Origin of the sequence: Mesorhizobium sp. M00.F.Ca.ET.216.01.1.1 (assembly GCF_004010325.2) — a bacterium.
Taxonomy (GTDB): Bacteria; Pseudomonadota; Alphaproteobacteria; order Rhizobiales; family Rhizobiaceae; genus Mesorhizobium.
Genome location: NZ_SADR02000022.1, coordinates 1 through 16,021, shown reverse-complemented (window position 1 = coordinate 16,021; position 16,021 = coordinate 1). Strand labels below are relative to the sequence as shown.

The window sequence follows — 16,021 nt, the reverse complement described above, 5'->3', positions numbered from 1 at the left end:
GAAAGCGTGCCGGATCAATCTTCACTGTTAAGAAAAAAATACGACTGAGTGGAAACACGAGCGTCGTCCAGAAAATGTCGATGGTGAAGCCTCGCGAAGTCGCGGCCGTCGCCGACGGGGAATATCGAAAAAAGGGGAAATCAAACACATGAGCACGATAGTCACTGCCCTGGCGCAGCCTGCCGAAGGGCAGTTGCATCGGAATATCGACTGGCGCGGCGCCTTCTGGGTGGCAAGCGGCGTTCCCGCCCTTGTGCTGTTTTCGATCGGCGGCATTGCCGGCACGACCGGAACGCTGGCGTTCGTGATCTGGACCGCGTCCATGATCATGGGCTTCCTGCAATCCTTCACCTATGCGGAGATTGCCGGCCTGTTTCCGAACAAGTCCGGCGGCGCCTCGATCTATGGCGCCACCGCCTGGCTGCGCTATTCCAAGTTCATCGCGCCGCTTTCGGTCTGGTGCAACTGGTTCGCCTGGTCGCCGGTGCTGTCGCTCGGCTGCTCGATCGCCGCCGCCTACATCCTCAACGCGCTGGCGCCGGTGCCGCTGTTCACCGACACTTCGCCGGAAGTGGCCGGCTATATCGCGGCGCATGCAGGAACCAGCGCCACTGATGCCATTGCGGCGGTGACCGCGACCGCGACACCGGCGATCCGCAACTGGACGCTGTTCAGCCACACGCTGGGTCCGGTCTCCTTCACCTTCAACGCCACCTTCTTCATCGGCGCGGTGTTGATGCTGATCATCTTCTCCATCCAGCATCGCGGCATCCTGGGCACCGCCAATGTCCAGAAATATATCGGCCTGTTCGTCATCATCCCGATGCTGATCGTCGGCGTGGTGCCGATCTTCACCGGCCAGATCGACTGGGCGAACTTTTCGCCGCTGGTGCCGCTGGCGGCAGCCTATGCGCCCGAGCCCGGCACCTGGAACGTCGCCGGCTGGACGCTCGTCCTTGGCGGCATGTTCATCGCCGCCTGGTCGACCTACGGCTTCGAGACCGCTGTCTGCTACACGTCCGAGTTCAAGAATCCCGGCACCGACACATTCAAGGCGATCTTCTTTTCCGGCCTGCTCTGCATGCTGCTCTTCATCCTGGTGCCGTTCACCTTCCAGGGCGTGCTCGGCTTGAACGGCATGCTGGCGACCCCGATCGTCGACGGCTCCGGTGTTGCCGATGCCTTGGCCGGCATGGTCGGCGGAGGACAGCTCATCCATAGCCTGCTGGTGATGCTGATGATCCTGGCGCTGGTGCTGTGCATCATGACGGCGATGGCGGGTTCCTCGCGCACGCTCTACCAGGGCTCCGTCGACGGTTGGCTGCCGCGCTACCTCAGCCACGTCAACGAGCATGGCGCGCCGACGCGGGCCATGTGGACGGACTTGGTCTTCAACCTGATCGTGCTTGCCATCGCTTCGGCCGACGCGACGAGCTTCTTCTTCATCCTCGCCGTGTCGAACTGCGGCTATATCATCTTCAACTTCCTCAACCTCAATGCCGGCTGGATCCACCGCATCGACAATGGCAATATCGCGCGGCCGTGGAAGGCACCGAGCTGGCTGCTTGGCGTCGGCGCGATCTTTGCCTATGTCAACGCGATCTTCATGGGCGCAGGCGCAAAGGTCTGGAACCCGATGGCGCTGTGGGCGGGGCTGATCACGGCTGCCCTGATCATCCCGGTGTTCTGCTTCCGGCACTACATCCAGGACAAGGGCAAGTTTCCCGACCACATGCTGGCCGACCTCGGTATGACATCATCCGATCTCGCGGTACGAAAGGCCGGGATGCTGCCCTATTTGACGCTGATCGCCGGCGTGGTGGTGATGCTGCTCGCCAACTGGCTGTTCGTTATCTGACGTCATCAAGATCGAGCGCGCATCGGCGCGCTCGACCTCCCTTCATACAAATGCTTGCCCGCGCCCGGCGCCTAGGGTCAAAACCCGATCACTCCGAACGACCGAGCTCGACGCGTTGAGGACCTTCCCTTGGGGCGGTGACCCGAAGCAGAAGGTCGCGCTGCCAATAAAGGGATGTCGGCTTCGCGCCGCAATGTCGCCGTCCAGCGATCCGCTCGCCAATCCTGGAAGCTGCCGTACGTTCACCTTCGGCAGATGTTGGGCACGAACGGCCGACATGGGGACTTTCCCGCCCGACAGCTTTTGGCAAGACCGGCGTTGATAGCTGCCTATCGCGATGGCCGCCGACATGATGGATTTGGTTGCTATCTGGCGGCGACATCATGCCACCGATTGGGCGAAGAAGAATATCCGCAGGGACGAGGCGACCCTCGCGAACGGCGACATCAACAAAGTAGCCCCGTACCCGATGGTGACCTTGGCCCCAAAGCCCGGCTTGGCTAGAGTTCGGAGCATGCTGAACGCCATTCACCACGTCGCGCTAATCTGCACCGACTACGACCGGTCGCGACGGTTCTATGTCGAACTCCTCGGCCTCGATCTGATCCGGGAAATCTATCGGGAGGAGCGGCAGTCATGGAAGGCCGACCTGCGGATCGGGTCCGCCCAGCTGGAATTGTTCTCCTTCCCTGTCCCGGTGATGCGGCCGTCCTATCCAGAGGCGACAGGCCTGCGACATCTGGCATTTACCGTGGTGAACCTCGATCCCGTCATTATGCGCCTGGAAGCCGCCGGCATTGCCGTTGAGCCAATCCGGATCGACCCATATACGGATCAGCGGTTCACCTTTTTCAGCGACCCAGATGGATTGCCGCTGGAACTCTACGAAGACCAATAAGGAACGTTTGCCCCTTTCGCGATCACGTCGTCGGAGGTGGGAACGCCACCTCTACTCTTGCGAACGGCAGGTTTCAGGAACGGCACTTGGCTCCTCGAACGACGGTCTTTCGTGACCGTTCTGGCCGATGATTCCGACCGGCGGCAGTCAGCAGATATAATCCGCCAACTCGGGTGCGTCGCCGGGCTCCTTGCCACTGGCTTGGGGCCGGACCGCACTGCGCCGCATAGCTGACATGCAGATCCTGGCTAACCTGGCCAGTAAGCGGACATTGACCAGCCGGCCAGCTCTGGCCTCTCAGCGCCCGATGAACCGCACAGTGGACGGATTCTGGCCTACGGACTCAGTCCGTCGCAGGCACGGAGTGATGCTCGTGTGCGATGCGCCAGTCGCCATCGACCTTGCGCAGGCCCACAGTTAGTCGGAACAGAAAGCCGTCCTTGTCTATAGGATTGCTGGACGAGTCAGGTCCGCACCACATGATGGCGACCGCGAAGGCGACGTCCGCGCCCGCGGTAACGGCGAGTTCCCGAAAGTCGAAGGCCGTACCGGGCTTGTGGTAACGGAAAAGCAGATCCCAGGTCTGTTCGTAGGCTTCGATGCCCCTGCATTGAAGTGGCGGCGGCAAGTCGAACATCACCATGTCCCGCTCATGGTGCGCAAGAATAGCGGGAAGCTCGTGCCGGCGGACAGCGTCCGCCCAGTCCTCGAGAAGGGCTTTGATCCGGGCTTCTTCGGCGTTGGCCTGTTCAGGCATGGTTTGGACTCCCTGTTGCGACCCTAGGACGAACGAAGGCTGGCAAATCCGACAACATCTGTACAGTCGTCCAAGCCGCTGAAGCTCACAGCGCCCGTTTCGGAAATTTAGGCCATTCGGCGCTTGGCCGTCGGCTTCGCGCCGCATATCGGCCGTTGAGCAGACCCTAGCCGCATCCCAAAACCAGACGTCCGAGAGCACAGGCGAGGCGGCACGTTTGCGCCAGTAGCCGAGGGGGAGCCAAGACAGCTTTGACCAAGTGGACATTTCGCTTTCGGTCGCGTCGTGACGGTCAGACCCTTGGCATGCCTTTTGGCCGCAGTGTTCGCTTCTGAGCGGCAATGCGGAACGGAGCGTTGGCTGCCCCGTAGCCTCGATAGCCGCGACGCTCGACGATCTCGAAGAAGAAACCTTCACCGTAGGCCTGGCTGTAGAGCTGGAAATAGTCGCCGCCCTCATCGCGATCGAAGAGGATGTTTCGGTCCCGCAGCCGGTTGGTGAATTCCGGGTCGAGGCCGTGGCGCGCTTCGAGATCATCGTAGTAGTTCGGTGAAATTTCCAGCGCATTGAAGCCGAGCTCGGCCAGGCGGGTGGCGGTCTGGAAAATATCGCGGCTGGCGAAGGCCAGATGCTGCATGCCGGAGCCGAAGCTCTCGGCGACAAAATGGCCGGCCAGCGTCCTGCGGTTCTCCGCACCGTTCAAAGTAAGCCGAAGCCGGCCACCATCGTCGCTCTCCACGACCTGGCTGCGCACGACGCCGGCCGGATCGATCACATCCACCATGGGCAATTTTCTCGTCCTGAAGATCGATGCGTAAAAAAGCAGCCAGGTCAGCATCTCCTCATAGTTCATCGATTGAGCGAGGTGGTCGATTGCCATCAGCCCGGCATCGTCGCCAGCGTCGGCGACCGGTTCGAATTCGATCTCCCAGACTTTTGCCAACTCGCTCTTGCCGTCGATGAAGTAGATCACGCCGCCTCCGACCCCGCGTATTGCCGGTATCGCCAGCTCATCTGGGCCATGGCGCTGCTCAAAGGGCTCGGCGCCCAATGCGCGAGCGCGGGCCACGGTTGCGGCCGCATCGTCGACCTTCAAGCCGAACGCATAGGCAGAAGCGCCGTGAACGAGATACGAGGAGTGCGCCAGCCCTTCTTTTTCGGTGTTGACGACAATGTTGATGTCGCCCTGGCGAAGCAGCACCACATCCTTGCTCTTGTGGCGGCCGACCAGCGAAAACCCCATCGCACGCAGAAGCAGCACCAGCTCTTCAGCCTCGGTCTCGTTTGCGGCGAACTCGACGAATTCGATACCGCTGACCGCGACACGTTCCGGCAAGGCCGGCACGTCGATCGCGATGTCGGGCTCGGCGCGTGCAACCTGGTCCATGAGGTAGATTAGGGACCTGTGGCCATCGACCGCGATAGACCTGGGCGATCCACCGCGGAACTGGTCGTTGAATATTTCGAGCGACAACGGTCCGTCGTAGCCGGTTGCCGCGACCGCTCGCATGAAGTCGACCACCGGCAGGTCACCTTCGCCCGGCATGTTCCGGAAGTGGCGGCTCCAGTACAGCAGGTCCATGTCAATCAGCGGAGCGTCGGCAAGCTGGACAATGAAGATGCGATCGCCGGGGATGGCGCGGATCGACTCCAGATCCACCCGTCGGGCCAAGGTGTGGAAGGAGTCGAGGATCAGTCCGATGTTGGGATGGTTCGCCCGCCTGACGATCTCCCATGCGTCGCGATGGTCGCTGATATGCCTCCCCCAGGCGAGCGCCTCGTAGCCGACGCGAAGGCCGCGCCTCTTTGCCCGTTCGCCAAGGTCGCAGAAATCGTCGGCGGCACGGTCGATGCCGCCCACCGCCAACGGCGAGACATTGGAACACACGAGCATCAGCTCCGTGCCGAGTTCTTGCATGAGATCGAACTTGTGCTCCGCTCGATCGAAGGCGCGGGAACGTTGCTGTTCGGGCATTCCTTCGAAATCGCGGAAAGGCTGGAACAGTGTGATCTCCAGGCCATGATCCCTGATCATCCGCCCGACTTCGGCGGGGCTGCCGTCGAAGGCAAGAAAGTCATTCTCGAATATTTCCACCCCATCGAAGCCGGCAGCAGCGATTGCCGCGAGCTTCTCGCGCAAATCGCCGCTGATCGACACGGTGGCGATGGAGGTCTTCAAGGTCATGGCACCTTCGATGCCGCCGCGAGCAGATCCAAGACCGCACGAACCGCAACAGGATAACCGCGCGGACCCAGCCCTGCGATGACCGCCGTCGCGACCTTCGACACGTAGGAGTGGTGATAGTGGGCCTCACGCCTATGAATGTTCGAGATGTGAAGCTCGACGATCGGGCCGGAAAACATCTTTAGGGCGTCGAGGATCGCAATCGACGTGAAGGAGAGACCGGCCGGGTTGATGACGATCCCGGCTCCCTCGTCGATCGCTTCGTGGATCCAGTCGATGATCTGGGCCTCGCCGTTCGACTGATGGAAGCGGACGGGCGTGTCGCCGGCCGCATCGCGGCAGATGACCTCGATCTCAGCCAGCGTCGTCGTGCCATAGATTTCCGGCTCGCGCTTGCCGAGCCGGTTCAGGTTCGGGCCGTTGATCACGTAGATGGGCTTCGTCATGACGGCTCCTTTGACTTCGATCAGCCCTGGTAGCCCAGCAGCCGGGGCAGCCAGAGCACGAGCCCCGGGAAAAAAGTGATGAGAACCAGCGAAGCGATCATCGCCCACAGGAACGGAAGCACGTCGCGGACGATGTCCCTCAGCGGCACTTCGGCGATCCTCGTCATGATGAACAGCAAGAGACCATATGGCGGCGTCACCAGGCCGAGCATGATGTTGACCACCACCATGACGCCGAAATGCACCATGTCGATGCCGAGAGCGCGCGCCGTCGGGATAAGGACGGGCACGATCACGAGGAGAATCGTGGTGCCTTCGAGCACGCAGCCGAGCAGCAGGAGCAGGATATTGACCAGGATCAGGAAGCCGATCGGCGAAAGATCCCAGCTTGTGAGAACGGCCTTGATCGATTCAGGGATGTTTTCGACTGTGACTACATAATTGAAGACCAGGGCGCCGGCGATCAGCATGCCGATCGAGGCCGAGGTGCGCGCGCTGGCCAGCACGGAACGGTAGAAGTCGGCGAAGCTCACACTGCGGTAGAGCACGACAGAGATGACCAGGGCATAGGCCGCAGCCACGGCCGCCGCTTCGGTCGGCGTGGTGGCGCCGGTGTAGATGCCGCCGAGAAGGACGACCGGCATCATGAGCGAGGGGAAGGCACGCCAGCTAATGCCCGGCAGTTCGCGCAGCGGTGTCGGCGCCTCTATCGGAAAGTTGTTGCGCCGCGCCTGGTATGCCACGATCCCCATCTGCGCCGCCGCCATAAGCAGGCCGGGGATGACGCCGCCGAGGAACAGGTAGCCGATCGAGGCATCGGACACGAGCGCATAGATGACCATGGGGATCGATGGCGGGATGATCGGCCCGATGACCGAGGTCACGGCCGTCAGCGCCGCAGCGTAGCTCGGCGTATACTTGCCGTCCTTGGTCATCATCATCTGCATCATCTTGCCGGTGCCGGCAGCATCGGCGATGGCCGATCCCGACATGCCCGCAAAGATAATGCTCTGGACGACGTTGACGTGGGCAAGCCCGCCCCGGAACCGGCCGACCACGGCATCGCAGAAGCGCAGCAGGCGCTCCGTCATCGAGCCGATGTTCATCAGCTCCGCAGCCAGGATGAACAGCGGCACGGCGAGGATGATGTAGTTGTTGTACATCCCGTTCAGCAACTGCTCGGCCGCCGTCCCCATATCGAGCCCTGCCAGCAGCAGATAGAGGATCGAGCCGGCGATCATGGAGTGCCCGATCGGCAGGCCGAGAAAGGCAAGCACGGTGATCGCGACGACCGAGATCGAGAACGGGCTGGCGAAACTCATACGCCCGACCCCGCCTTGGTGGGATCGAATTCCTTTGGCGCCTTGCCGAACACGGCCTGCCAGGACAGCCAGAGGTAGCGGACAATGATAGCCAAGACGAAGATGACATAGATCGAGAACAGCCAGTCGAAGCGGATCTTCAGATAAGCGGTCTTTTCGACCTTCATGAACGTCACGTAGTCGAGCACGGCAGGAAACGAAATCGCGTAAAGCGCAATGAGCGATGCCGCCGCGATGAGGAACATGATGCGCCGAACACGCGGTGGGGCCGATGCGTAAAAGAGATCGAAGCGGATCTCCTCTTCCTCGCGGACAACAAAGGCTGCACCCCACAGCACCAGCCAGATCCACAGGATCACGCTGATTTCGTTGGTCCAGCCGATCGGCATGTTGAGCAGGTAGCGAAAGACGATCTGCAGCAGGAACGCTGCGAACATTGCCGCCAGCATGACGGCGAGGACGTTCTCGGCGCGCCGGTATAGCCAGCGGCCGAGGTTTCGGAGCGAAGGGTTCACGCGCGAGTCTCCGCCAGTGAAAGCCATAAGTGGAATGGAGGAGGCGCGGTTGAAGGCAATCCCCACCGCACCTCCGGCTTACAGCGCATTGATCTTGTCGACCATGCCGGCCGGCCAGTCCTTGGCGAGATCCGACGACAGGTATTTCTCCTGAGCGTATTTGCGGAACGCAGCGATATCGGGTTCGTAGAGCTTGAGGCCCTTGCCCTTGAACGACTCAACGAGCTCCTTCTCACGCGCAAGGTGCCTTTGCGTGCTGGATTCGATGGCGGCGTCGGCAGCGGCCTGGAATTTCGCCTGCTTGTCGGGGCCCATGTCGTCCCACACCTTCTTCGACACGGTCAGCAGATCGAAGCCGACCAGGTGCGATGTCAGCACGATCTGCGACATGACCTCATAGAACTTCATGTTCTCGACATTGGGCAGCGGATTGTCCTGGCCGTCGATCGCACCGGTCTGCAGCCCAGTGTAGACCTCGGCGTAAGCCATCGCGACGGGATTGGCTCCGAGAGCGGCGCCGAGGAACTGCCAGGCGTCGCCACCGGGCATGCGCAGCTTGATGCCTGCCATGTCGGCCGGCGTGGTGATTTTCTTGTCCGGCTTGAGGCCGATCTGCCGGGCGCCGAAATAGGTTGGCCCGAGCACGCGCACGCCAAGCTGGTCCTCGGTCATCTTCTTCATCTCTGCGCCGAGATCGCTTGCGAAGAAGGTTTTCAGATGCGCAGCGTCGCGAAACAAATAGGCGGCGGTGACAATCGACCATGCCGGGATCTGCTTGGAGATATCCTGCGGTGCGATGTTGCCCATCTCAAGATTGCCGCGCTGCAGGGCAACGAGTTCGGTACCCTGCTTGAACAGATTGCCGCCGTAGTAACCCTCAAAGACGAAGTCGTCCTTGATCGCGTCGGCGAACATTTTCATCATGTCGGCGCGGATGTCCTGTTCGGAGAACACAGCCGAGAAGCGCAGTTTCGGCTTATCCTGGGCGAGTGCCGGAAAGGCTGCCGTCGTGGCGAGCAGGCCGGCCCCGACCAGGAGTTCGCGGCGTGTTGCATTGAAAGTCATGTTCTTTCCTCCCTATTGGCTATTGTCCAAATCTGTGGCGTCTGGCCCACGGCCCCTCCCAAAGGCGGCAAACGCCGCCTTCATCCGTTCAACATCGGGCGCAAGCCCGGTGAAAAGTTCAAAAGCCCGCACCGCCTGGAACACGGCCATGCCCTCGCCACTGAGCGTGCGGCAGCCCCGTTGCCGTGCCGTCCTGAGCAGTTCCGTTTCGAGCGGCAGGTAGACGATGTCGGCCACCCAGCACTCCGCTCGCAATAGATCTGCGGCGATCGGCATGCCGGGCAACTTTGCCATGCCGACCGGTGTTGCGTTGACGATGCCGTCTGCGCGACCCGAGGCCGCAGCGAGGTCGGTTACCACCTCCACCTTTTGGGTGCCGCCGACCGACCTAAGCCGGGACGCCAGCGCTTCGGCCCGATCAGTCTGCACGTCGGTTACAAGCAGCGTCTCGACGCCGCTTTCCAACAAAGCCTGGGCCACCGCTGCACCGGCGCCGCCGGCTCCCAGCAGCAGCACCTCCCGATGCTCCTGTCCGGCCAGCCCGTGGCGGAAACTCTCCTTGAACCCCCACTTGTCGGTGTTGTGGCCGATGCGACGGCCGCCCCGGAACACCACAGTGTTGACCGAGCCAAGCATCTCGGCCGCCTCGGAAAGTTCGTCGAGCAGCGGGATGATTTCCTGTTTGTAGGGGAACGTGACGTTGAAGCCAGTGAAGCCGAAGTGCTCGGCAAAGGTGATGAGATCAGCCAAAGGAGGCGCAGTCTCGCCCATCGTTTCTGTATCGAGCAGCGTATAGACGCAGGAGAGCCCCTGGGCGCGGCCTTCCGCCTCGTGCATCGCGGGCGTCCTGGAAAGCTGAATTCCACGCCCGAGCAAGCCGACCAATATGCGGCGCGAGCCGGGAGATGTTTCCCGGTTCTCGACAGTGGTGGCCAAAAGGGCCAAACGATCCTCCCAAATCGAACTGGGCACACTTTGTACCAGTTAGTTAATTGCGTCAACAGCTTTGTACCATTCGGTTAATTTGCTATAAGCTATGCTATGTGCCGATCCACGGTTGCGAGAAGCGGACATGAATGACGATATGATGCTGAACGAGAAGGCGGTGGCAGGCGGCCGCAGCGGGTGGAAGCAGGATCCCGCAGGCGTTCAAAACAACATACTTGCGGTGGCGATGACCGAGTTTGCCGCAAACGGCCTCTCCGGCGCGCGCATCGACGAGATCGCAGCTAAGACGCACACGTCAAAGCGGATGATTTACTACTATTTCGGCGACAAGGAACGGCTCTACGGCCGGGTCCTCGAGGAAGCCTACCGGCAGGTTCGAACCGGCGAGGAGGCGTTGGAGCTTGATCACCTGCCGCCGGTCGAGGCACTCAAGCGGCTCGCCGAGTTCACATTCGATCATCACAGCCGCCATCCGGATTTCATCAGGCTCGTGATGATCGAAAACATCCATCATGGCGTGTATCTCGAACAGTCTGAGCTGATCGGACTGTTGAATGTAGGGGCTATTCAAAAGCTTGAGGCGATTTGCCAGCGCGGGCGCGCGGATGGTCTTTTCCGGGAAGACGTGTCGCCGCTCGAACTGCACTGGCACATCAGCGCGTCGAGCTTCTTCAACGTCTCCAACCGGGCCACCTTCTCGCGCATTTTTGGCAGCACACTCTACACCGTGGACGGGCAGCGCTCACTGCGAGATCATCTGGTGGAAATGGTCGTCGGCCTTGCGCTGAAACCCGAGCGCGCGAAGGGGCGCGCTCGTGGAGCAGCGCGCCCCTGACCGTCGTGCCTCCCTGACATTCAATTTGGAAGCCGAGAGGCTGCTCCGGGCCAGCTTCAATCCTTAGTCCACCGGGCCTAACCGTCCGCTTCGTTCTTCGGACGCCAAAAGCCGCCAATCCGCTTTCGGCCCACGGCGGACGCTGGTGAGGTCAGTCGTTTCATTTCAGCGCAACCAGTTCTATAATCCGTCGGGGATGGGCCAGATCGATGGACCGCAAGCTTTCCGCCATTCTCGCCGCCGATGTTGTGGGCTATTCCACCCAGATGGAACGCGACGAGGCCGGCACGTTCGAGCGCCTTCGTGCTGGACGCAAGGAACTGTTCGAACCCGAGATTGCCCGCCACCACGGCCACATCTTCAAGCTGATAGGCGATGGACTGCTGGCCGAATTCGGCAGCGTCGTGGACGCGGTCGAATGTGGCGTGTCGTTGCAGCGCGGCCTGGTGGAACGCAACGCCGCCGTTTCCGAAGATCATCGGATTCGCGTCAGGATCGGGATCAATCTCGGCGAGGTGATTGTCGAGGGCGAGGACCGGTATGGCGAGGGCGTCAACGTCGCTGCCAGGCTTCAACAGCTAGCGGAACCTGGCGGCATTTGCGTCTCAGGAAAAGTCGCCAAAGAGGTCGAGAAGAAGTTGGCTTTCGGCTTTGAGCCGATGGGCGAACAGAAGCTGAAAAACATCGCCGAACCGGTGCAGGCATACCGGGTGCTGCTCGATCCCGCGGTGGCGGGAAAACCTCGGGATGATGTCAATCGACACCCACGCTTCTGGCGCTATCTGGCCGTCTCTGTTGGGGTCTTTGTTGTCGCAGTCGGCCTTGCAGCAGCCTGGTGGCGACCGTGGGAGCCGACGATTCGGCCCGCCGCTTTGGCGGCCAACGCGAAAGCCGACGCCCGGCCATCCCTCGTCGTGCTTCCATTTGACAATCTCAGCGACGACAAGGCGCAAGGCTATCTGGCAGACGGTTTCACCGAAGACCTGACCACAGAACTTGCACGCATACCCGGCTTGTTCGTCGTGTCGCGAAACGCGGCTTCCGCCTACAAGGGTAAAGAGACTAAACCCGCAGAGACCGCCGCAGCGCTTGGTGTCCGGTACATGCTGGAGGGCTCGATACGTCGGGTCGGCGATGACATGCGTATCAATGCTCAATTGGTCGACGGCTCGACCACCGGTCATCTCTGGGCGGAACGTTTCGACGGCCAGTGGGCGGATGTCTTTGCGCTACAGGACAAGGTCGTCGCCAGCATCGCAGGCGCGCTCAAGCTCCGTCTCGTCAGCGCCCAAGGTAAGGCAGACTTCGCAGGGGGCACGCGCAATCCCGCAGCCTACGAAGCTTACCTCATGGGCATGGAAATCTATAACAGTCGCAATACTCCAGAGGAGTTTGCGCAGGCGGTGAGGTTGTTCCAGCAGGCGCTGGAACTCGATCCGAATTTCGGCGCGGCGGCAGCATCGCTCGCATGGGCCTATTGGGAGATGGACGGGCCGCGGGTCAAGGCTTTGGCCGTTTCGGACATTAGCGCGCTTTACAACGTCTACAAGTACCTGGAGCAGGCGGCCAAGCATCCTTCGCCCTCCTACTATCAGCTCGTCGCCAGTTTGCTGGTTCGCGAGCACCGGTCCGATGAGGCAGTCGCGGTTATGTTCAAGGCAGTGGCGCTCGACCCTAGCGATCCCCTGAACTATGTCGGGCTGGCAGAAGCCCTGAGTTTCAATGGCAGGCCGAACGAGGCGCGCGACTATCTCGACGCGGCCAACCGTGTCGACCCAGGCGGCAATGACCATCGGCACTACCAGACTGGGCTGGCTGCATTTGGCCAGGGTCGTTTCGAGGAAGCCGTCGACTACCTTGAAAGGATCGATCTCCAATCACCCGATCCTTGGCCGAAATTCTACGGTCTGCAGGTGTTGGTTTCGGCCTATGCACATCTCGGGCGCAGTGACCAGGTCGCCGCCTATAGCGACAGGCTAAGGAACGTTATGTTGGAACGAAAGGATGGAGGGGCAAATCAGCTGGTCACGCAGAGGTATTTTGTGTTCAAGAACCCGGCTGACATCGGCCGCCTGCTGGACGGCCTGGACAAGGCCGGTTTGCCGGAGTTGCCGGAACAGCTCGATTTGGACGCGAAGGACCGGCTTACCGGTTCGGAGATCAGGTCGCTCATCCTCGGTCGTGACCTGCGCGGAGGAGGCGCATGGATAGATAAAAGAACCAGTTGGGTGCAGGAGAACTTCCTGTGCGACGCTATTCCGAGAGTTCAGACAACCTGCGGCGCGATCTTCCGGAATCCTGCCGGGACGCCGGAGCGGGGCCACGAGTACACTGCAGTTTTCCGTTTTGATCGTTTTGAGTTTTCGACCATCAAATGAGACGATTTGAGAAAGTCGCGTTCCTCGGAAAAGTTAGTTGGCGCACGCAGGACCTAGCGAGCGATGGCATAGTTTGTGGTCTTGTTTGGACAACCACAGCGGCGACTCCGACTCCACGGGTTCCATCACGGGCAACTTCGTGGGTACCTGGTAGGGGCCGGCGGCACTGCCGAATGAGCAAGCTGCGAGCGGCATGGGGAGCGTTCGATTTCCTTTCCGCACGCGCTCATTTCGAGTAAGGCTATGACTGGGCGCCTTCCGATCGCGCGGGGACGGCGCTGTTAGGTGGCGGCGTGACTGTGATCGGCTTTGATTGCAGCGTTTGCCATCCAAGATTGCGTGCTTCGAGGCTGGAACATGGAACACAGGCTCGCGGCGGTGCTGGCAGCCGACATGGCTGGATACTCTCGGCTCATGGAAGCCGATGAGAGTGGCACCCTTGCGCGGCTCAAAACGCACCGGATCGAACTCATTGATCCGGCAATCGCCAAGAACCAGGGCCGCATCATCAAAACCACCGGTGACGGCATGCTGGTCGAGTTCCAGAGCGTGGCAGATGCCGTGCGCTGCGCCGCGGAGGTGCAGATCCGCATGCGCCGCCGCAACGCCGACGTGCCGGACGCCGGACGCATTCAGTTCCGGATCGGCATCAATCTCGGCGACATCATCTTCGATGAGGGCGACATTTATGGCGACGGCGTGAATGTCGCCGCCCGGCTGGAGCAGATGGCCGAAGTCGGCGGGGTGTGCGTCACCCAAGCCGTGTACGAACAGGTCTTCGACCGGCTCGAAATCAGGTTCGAGGACCTCGGCGAGAAGGCCCTGAAGAACATCTCTCGCCCGATACGGGTCTGGCGCGCGGTGCTAGACGATGCAGCCGATCCGCGAGCGGGGGACGGCTCGGCCCGGCGCAGCGTGGTGAAGCCGTCGATTGCGGTCCTACCATTCGCTAATATGAGCGGCGAATCCGAACAGGAATTTTTCGTCGATGGTCTGACCGAGGATATCATCACGGAACTTTCGCGCCGGCACGAGCTGTTCGTCATCTCGCGCAACTCCACCTTCGTCTACAAAGGGCAGTCAGTAAACCTCCGTGAAATCGCCCGGCAGCTGGGCGCGCAATACCTGGTGGAGGGCAGCGTCCGCAAATCGGGCGGTCAGCTCAGGGTGACGGCGCAGCTGATCGATACTGCCACCGATACGCACATCTGGGCCGAGCGATACGACCGCAAGCTCGACGATGTTTTCGCCATTCAGGACGAACTAACCGCAGCGATCGTGGCCACGCTGCCAGGCCGCGTCGAGGCCGCGCAGCAGGACCTCGTGGCGCGCAAAATACCTGCCAACATGGCAGCATACGAATGCGTGCTCGCTGCCAAGGTCCGCCACCATCGCAGCACTCGAGCCGAGAATGAGGAGGCGCTGAAGCTGGTGACCCGAGCGCTAGAACTCGACCCCGAATACGCGCATGCCCATGCCTGGCGGGGCTGCATCCTGGGGCAAGCTTGGGGCTACGGCTGGTGCACTGATAAGGACGCCACTTTCGACGAAGTCGTCCGTGAGCTTGAGTTGGCGCAAGTGCTGGACGTCAACGATGCGGACGTCCAACGGATATTGGCGGCCATTAACATCGGCCGCAACGATCTGACGAAGGCTCGGCACCACCAGGAGCGGGCTCTCGCACTCAATCCAAACTACGATCTCGTCGTGGTCCAGCACGGCGAGCTTTTGACTTGGCTCGGTCGCCCCAAGGAAGGGGCCGACTGGATTCGCAAGGCGATGCAGTTGAACCCTCACCATCCAGAACGCTTCTGGAGCCATCTTGGGAAAGCTCACTTTACAGCCCACGAATATCCCGAAGCAATCGAGGCCTTCATGCATCTGTCGAAGATGGATGCCAACCAACACGCCTTTGTCGCGGCGGCCTATTACTGGCTGGGCGATCGGACCGCTGCGTCCGCTCACCTCGCTCAAATAGACAAGGTCGATCCGGAATTTACGATTGATGCGTTCGTCTCTTCCCTGCACTACGAGAACGAGGCGGATCTTAATCATCTAGTTGATGGACTGAAGTTTCCCGAAGCGGCGCAGGTGAAAGCATAGTATTCGAACCTCGCGAGCGGGCGATGTTAGGGTAGTCTGTAATATAGCAGCGGAGGAGCCTGGCGGCGTCCCCACTAGGGAGCGACTATTGTGGTTGTGCGGTTGGCTCTGGCATCCCGCGGGCACGTGTAGGTCCGAACTTGCTGCTCGGGCTATCGTGCGTTGACTTGACCGCTCTATGCCGAGACGGGGCGGCTCTGATCGGGCTATGGTGCTCGGCTGGATTGCCGGACTGAACGCTTGATCTCCGATATTGACGCAAAGCCGCCCGCGGTATGCTGGAGGCGAAGGTCGGCTTTTCAGTCCAATCACCCCGAAAGCGGATCTTCCACTTTCGGCCCAAATCCCGCTACGTCCGCTTCGCGCCGCACGGCAGTCATTCCTAGGGTCCTGTCCATTCACCAAAGAACGAACCCGCTCGCGGGAGGGGCGCGGGGTTTGAGGCGTGAGCTTCGTTGGCAGCGTCGGTGAGGCTTTAATCGATCAGGGGTGACGGACGGCCATCGGCCTCCGAGCATGAGTGTCAACCTTCAGCTTGAGAGGAGCATCCGATGACCGTCCCTACGCATCCATCCGGCAGCGCACTTCGCGAGCGCATGATCGAAGACATGTCCCTGCGCGGCTTCACCGAGGATACGCGCCGTGACTATATCCGTTGCGTGAAGGCATTTGCAGCCTTCATCGGGCGCTCGCCCGACACCGCGACGGCTG

The 16,021-nt window shown here is 61.1% G+C and carries 12 protein-coding genes; 5 read left to right on the top strand and 7 right to left on the bottom strand.

Going from position 1 to position 16,021, the window contains the following annotated elements; genetic code table 11:
• Positions 1-148: 148 nt before the first annotated feature.
• Both EN859_RS25145 and EN859_RS25140 read left to right on the top strand, forming a co-directional pair.
• Positions 149-1,858, top strand: a complete 1,710-nt coding sequence (locus EN859_RS25145) for an APC family permease (RefSeq protein ID WP_127855356.1) — start codon at positions 149-151, stop codon at positions 1,856-1,858.
• 514 nt (positions 1,859-2,372) lie between these two features.
• Complete coding sequence (locus tag EN859_RS25140) at positions 2,373-2,756, top strand: VOC family protein (protein WP_127855369.1); 384 nt, start codon at positions 2,373-2,375, stop codon at positions 2,754-2,756.
• A 343-nt stretch (positions 2,757-3,099) separates the two neighbouring features.
• Here the strand turns inward: EN859_RS25140 and EN859_RS25135 are convergent, their stop codons facing one another.
• The 7 genes from EN859_RS25135 to EN859_RS25105 all read right to left on the bottom strand — a co-directional run bounded on the left by EN859_RS25135 (position 3,100) and on the right by EN859_RS25105 (position 9,931).
• Positions 3,100-3,513 (bottom strand): nuclear transport factor 2 family protein, encoded by a 414-nt coding sequence (locus EN859_RS25135; protein ID WP_127855357.1) that lies wholly within the window; start codon positions 3,511-3,513, stop codon positions 3,100-3,102.
• Positions 3,514-3,805: 292 nt separating this feature from the next.
• Positions 3,806-5,692: a sugar phosphate isomerase/epimerase and 4-hydroxyphenylpyruvate domain-containing protein gene (locus EN859_RS25130; protein ID WP_127855370.1), complete on the bottom strand. Its 1,887-nt coding sequence runs from the start codon at positions 5,690-5,692 to the stop codon at positions 3,806-3,808.
• Positions 5,693-5,694: 2 nt separating this feature from the next.
• Positions 5,695-6,144, bottom strand: a complete 450-nt coding sequence (locus EN859_RS25125) for a type II 3-dehydroquinate dehydratase (protein ID WP_127855358.1) — start codon at positions 6,142-6,144, stop codon at positions 5,695-5,697.
• A gap of 20 nt (positions 6,145-6,164) precedes the next feature.
• Entirely contained in the window at positions 6,165-7,466 is a 1,302-nt protein-coding gene (locus EN859_RS25120; RefSeq protein WP_127855359.1) for a TRAP transporter large permease, read from the bottom strand.
• On the bottom strand, positions 7,463-7,981 hold the full coding sequence (locus EN859_RS25115; protein ID WP_245525699.1) for a TRAP transporter small permease subunit: 519 nt from the start codon (positions 7,979-7,981) through the stop codon (positions 7,463-7,465). The genes EN859_RS25120 and EN859_RS25115 overlap by 4 nt, the downstream gene beginning before the upstream one ends.
• Positions 7,982-8,059: 78 nt before the next feature.
• Positions 8,060-9,046 carry a TRAP transporter substrate-binding protein DctP gene (dctP, locus tag EN859_RS25110; protein ID WP_127855360.1) on the bottom strand — a complete coding sequence of 329 codons (987 nt, stop codon included), beginning with the start codon at positions 9,044-9,046 and terminating at the stop codon, positions 8,060-8,062.
• Between the two features lie 12 nt (positions 9,047-9,058).
• The gene (locus EN859_RS25105; protein ID WP_245525698.1) at positions 9,059-9,931 is read right to left on the bottom strand and encodes a shikimate dehydrogenase; all 873 of its coding nucleotides are present in this window, start codon (positions 9,929-9,931) and stop codon (positions 9,059-9,061) included.
• A 202-nt stretch (positions 9,932-10,133) separates the two neighbouring features.
• Here EN859_RS25105 and EN859_RS25100 point away from each other — a divergent pair, with 202 nt between their 5' ends.
• The 3 genes from EN859_RS25100 to EN859_RS25090 all read left to right on the top strand — a co-directional run bounded on the left by EN859_RS25100 (position 10,134) and on the right by EN859_RS25090 (position 15,310).
• Positions 10,134-10,829, top strand: coding sequence for a TetR/AcrR family transcriptional regulator (locus EN859_RS25100; protein ID WP_127855372.1), 696 nt, complete (start codon positions 10,134-10,136; stop codon positions 10,827-10,829).
• Between the two features lie 209 nt (positions 10,830-11,038).
• Positions 11,039-13,207 (top strand): tetratricopeptide repeat protein, encoded by a 2,169-nt coding sequence (locus EN859_RS25095; protein WP_127855362.1) that lies wholly within the window; start codon positions 11,039-11,041, stop codon positions 13,205-13,207.
• A 357-nt stretch (positions 13,208-13,564) separates the two neighbouring features.
• Complete coding sequence (locus EN859_RS25090) at positions 13,565-15,310, top strand: adenylate/guanylate cyclase domain-containing protein (protein WP_127855363.1); 1,746 nt, start codon at positions 13,565-13,567, stop codon at positions 15,308-15,310.
• Positions 15,311-16,021: the final 711 nt, after the last annotated feature.

What these genes read in the sequence shown, in the direction of transcription:
- EN859_RS25135 (WP_127855357.1), bottom strand. Translation starts at nt 3,513, where the DNA reads ATGCCTGAACAGGCCAACGCCGAAGAAGCCCGGATCAAAGCCCTTCTC.
- EN859_RS25140 (WP_127855369.1), top strand. Translation starts at nt 2,373, where the DNA reads ATGCTGAACGCCATTCACCACGTCGCGCTAATCTGCACCGACTACGAC.
- EN859_RS25100 (WP_127855372.1), top strand. Translation starts at nt 10,134, where the DNA reads ATGCTGAACGAGAAGGCGGTGGCAGGCGGCCGCAGCGGGTGGAAGCAG.
- dctP (WP_127855360.1), bottom strand. Translation starts at nt 9,046, where the DNA reads ATGACTTTCAATGCAACACGCCGCGAACTCCTGGTCGGGGCCGGCCTG.
- EN859_RS25120 (WP_127855359.1), bottom strand. Translation starts at nt 7,466, where the DNA reads ATGAGTTTCGCCAGCCCGTTCTCGATCTCGGTCGTCGCGATCACCGTG.
- EN859_RS25145 (WP_127855356.1), top strand. Translation starts at nt 149, where the DNA reads ATGAGCACGATAGTCACTGCCCTGGCGCAGCCTGCCGAAGGGCAGTTG.
- EN859_RS25090 (WP_127855363.1), top strand. Translation starts at nt 13,565, where the DNA reads ATGGAACACAGGCTCGCGGCGGTGCTGGCAGCCGACATGGCTGGATAC.
- EN859_RS25095 (WP_127855362.1), top strand. Translation starts at nt 11,039, where the DNA reads ATGGACCGCAAGCTTTCCGCCATTCTCGCCGCCGATGTTGTGGGCTAT.
- EN859_RS25125 (WP_127855358.1), bottom strand. Translation starts at nt 6,144, where the DNA reads ATGACGAAGCCCATCTACGTGATCAACGGCCCGAACCTGAACCGGCTC.